Below are 3822 nucleotides of genomic sequence, written 5' to 3' on the forward strand. Positions count from 1 at the left end.
TTGCTCATTTCAAGCTCATATCAATAAGAACACCAGCATAGAATGGATGTGCTGGCCCAGATTTGACAGTAGTTTCATTTTTGGCAATCTCCTGGATGATAAAAATGGGGGTAAATTCACTTTACTACCACATGGCGAAATAAAAGAAAGTTATCAATATTATAAGGAAAATACTAACATCCTCTGCACAGAAATTACTTGTGAAGAAGGTAAATATAGAGTAACTGATTTTGCTCCTCGTTTTTATCAATTTGATAGATACTATAAACCTCTAATGCTCATCAGAAAAGTAGAGCCGTTGGAAGGTGCGCCAAGGGTAAAGGTCGACTGTCAGCCTGTGGGTAACTATGGAAAAATAAAACCTACACAGTACGAAGCAAGTAACCATATAGAATATCTCGGGATGGAAAAAGAGTTGAGGTTAACCACTGACTTTCCTCTCTCCTATGTTGTCAATGATCAGTCAATAGTTCTGAATGAATGTAAATATTTAGTTCTTACTTATGGCGCGCCTTTAGAGGCTTCATTGAAGAGTACGTGTGAGGCGTTCCTTGAAAAAACCACACTTTACTGGCAGGGCTGGGTAAAGAATATGAGCGTAAGTAATTTCCATCAGGCTAAGATCAACCGATCTGCTTTAGCGCTTAAAATTCATCAGTATGAAGATACTGGTGCTATAATAGCCGCTGGAACTACCAGTTTACCTGAAGCTGATGGAAGCGGCAGAAATTGGGATTACAGATATTGCTGGATGCGCGACTCTTACTATACATTAACTGCATTTAACAACATTGGCCACTTTGAAGAGCTTGAGCGCTATTTCAATTATATAGTTAACATTTCAGTTCAGGTTAAAGACAGGTTTCAGCCGCTGTACAGTATTTCGGCCACCTCCAACCTGGATGAAAAAATATTAGACTTACCAGGCTATTTAGGGAATAAACCTGTAAGAATTGGAAATCAGGCTTATACCCATGTTCAAAATGATGTGTATGGACAGGTGCTCGTGTCCTTGCTACCGCTTTATATTGATAAGCGTTTTATCAATGATGAGCGTTCAGATTCTTTAAAACTGGTGTACGATCTCCTTCTAAAAATAGAAAATCTTATGGATGAGCCTGATGCTGGTCTTTGGGAGTTTAGAAGTCTTGCACAATATCACTCATACACCTACCTATTTCATTGGGCCGGTGCGTCTGCAGCCAAGAAAATTGGCCACATGTTTGGTGATAAAAAAATTGAAAAGCTTGCCGAAAAATTAATCAAGGCATCTTCCGATAAAATTGAATCCTGCTTTGATAAAGAGAGAGGCGTTTATACACAGGCCATTGGAACAAAAAATCTTGATGCTAGTGATTTACAACTCATTATGATGAACTATCTTGATGGCAACTCTGATGTGGCTAAAAAGCATTTGGCAGCTTTAGAGAAGGACCTAAAGACCAAAGAAGGACTATTCTATAGATACAAGCACAAAGATGACTTTGGTGAGCCTGAAACAACATTCTTGATATGCGCATTTTGGTATGTTGAGGCTTTAACTTGTGTAGGCCGAATGGATGAAGCCATAGAAACCTTTGAGCAACTACTTACCTACGGCAACCATTTAGGTTTATTGAGTGAAGATGTAGATGCTACCAATGGCAGCATGTGGGGTAATTTCCCACAAGCTTACAGCCATGTTGGGTTAGTTAATGCTGCATACAGAATAAGCAAAAAGCTGGATACTCCTAACTTTCTATAAGGGCGGTGAGTAACTGCCTTACATCTTTATAATCTTCTACGCTATATTTAGCTGCAGAATGTATACCCCCTACTTTTACAGTAAAGGCTTTGTCTGGTAGTGCCTTGAAAGTATCTTCATCTGTCCAGTCGTCACCGAGCGAAAGTATGAAGTCAGGCTTATTCTTTTGAAGCCATTTACGTGCGGCTTTTCCTTTATTCACTTCTATATTCTTAATCTCTACCACCTTATTGCCTTCAAGTACCTGAAGGTTCATATTGACTGATAGATATTTAAGGTGGCTAATTATCTCTCTGGCTCTTAATTCACCCAATCCAGTTTCAACTTTACGGTAGTGCCAAACCAAAGAATAGTCCTTCACCTCAATAAACGAACCTGGAGTTTTATTTACATAGATATCTAATATCTTTTTAATCTCGGACTTCCAACGATTATCAAGCCCTTCAGCCATATTCCAATCACCATCCTTATCTTTAAGCCACACACCATGTTCTCCAATAAAATCAACAGGCAAATGTCCAAGCCACTTTTCTAAAGTACTTCTGTCTCTGCCACTGATAATTACTACCCTGTTCTGAGGGTTATCACTTAATTTGGTTATTATATTCAACAATTCCTCATCGGGTTTTACCGCCATCGGATCACTATGAAAAGGCACTAGAGTGCCATCATAATCAAGAAAAAGCATACGATTTGCGGCCGCTGTATATTTACCAACCATCTTCTCCTCTACTTTCTTATCGAACACCTTAGTGGCAAGTTCATTTCTCTTTTTAGCGACCTCGTTCAGTTTACTCATAAATAAATCTACCCAATGATGAATATTAAATTTCTTAAGTGTTTTCTGCATTATAGCAGTATGTTGAACCTGTTCTTCTTCTGGCATTGTAAGTGCTCTATAAATAGCCTTTACAACCTGATGCTTATCATTTGGGTTAACAATCAAAGCATCTGATAGCTCTTTGGAAGCGCCTGCCATTTCGCTCAAAATAAGCACTCCTTTCTGATCCAATTTGCTGGCCAGGTATTCTTTACAGACCAAATTCATTCCATCACGCATTGGTGTTACCATTGCCACATCAGCCATGCGATAAAATGCTGACAGATCTTCTAATGGGAAAGAGCGATAGAAATAGTGTATGGGTGTCCAATTGACTGTACCATACTTTCCATTTATTCTACCCACCAGCAGATCAACCTCCTCTTTTAAATCTTTATACTTACCCACTTTATCCCTTGAAGGCACAACGATCATAAGCAATGAAACTTTACCTACATATTCCGGATACTTTTCTAAGAAAATATCAAATATCTGTAGCCTTGCCGGAATACCTTTGGAGTAGTCTAACCTATCAATAGATAATATTAGTTTTTGATTACCAAGCGATGTTCTATACTCAACTTCCCTACTGAGTGTTTCTGGCTCAGCAGCCTGTTTTGCATATTTATCATAGTCGATACCTATCGGAAATGAATCCGTAGCTACTGAACGTCTGTCTTTCAATATCTGACCATGGTGATTGCTGATATAGCAAACACGGCTTACAGCGCTTAAAAAGTGGCGCATATCATCATAGGTATGAAAGCCCACCAAATCGGCACCAAGCACACCGTCAAGGAGTTGCCTCCTCCACGGTAACAATCTAAATACCTCAAAAGATGGGAAAGGAATATGAAGAAAAAATCCAATACTTACATCCGGGTGAATATCACGAATCATTTTAGGCACCAACATCAGTTGATAGTCATGCACCCAAATTTTATCTCCAGGCTCAATTACCTTGAGTATTTCGTCACAAAACTTCTGATTTACCTGTTCATAGGCCTGCCAGTACGACTTTTTGTAAAGAGCATATTGATTGAAATAATGAAAGGTCGGCCAAAGTGTTTCATTACTGAAACCTTCATAATAAAGCTTAATCTCTTCCTGACTCAAAAAGACAGGGGCCATATTCTGTTTTTCTAAAGCCGCTTTGGCTTCTTTCTTCTTTTCTTTTTTACTAAAAAATCGGCCTGGCCATCCAACCCATAAGTTATTACCGCTTTTGTAAATAGAACTTAATCCTGTGGCAAGGCCG

At 38.9% G+C, this 3822-nt stretch carries 2 protein-coding genes; one reads left to right on the plus strand and one right to left on the minus strand.

Annotated elements, in window-relative coordinates; genetic code table 11:
* Positions 1 to 1744: glycoside hydrolase family 15 protein (locus E1140_RS01315; RefSeq protein ID WP_155178240.1), on the plus strand; the 1744-nt coding region annotated here is incomplete at its 5' end.
* Here the strand turns inward: E1140_RS01315 and E1140_RS01320 are convergent.
* A partial coding sequence (locus tag E1140_RS01320) for a bifunctional alpha,alpha-trehalose-phosphate synthase (UDP-forming)/trehalose-phosphatase (protein ID WP_155178242.1) occupies positions 1731 to 3822 on the minus strand: 2092 nt, incomplete at its 5' end. The genes E1140_RS01315 and E1140_RS01320 overlap by 14 nt on opposite strands.

The organism is Fulvivirga lutimaris, assembly GCF_009711525.1.
GTDB classification, from domain to species: domain Bacteria; phylum Bacteroidota; class Bacteroidia; order Cytophagales; family Cyclobacteriaceae; genus Fulvivirga; species Fulvivirga lutimaris.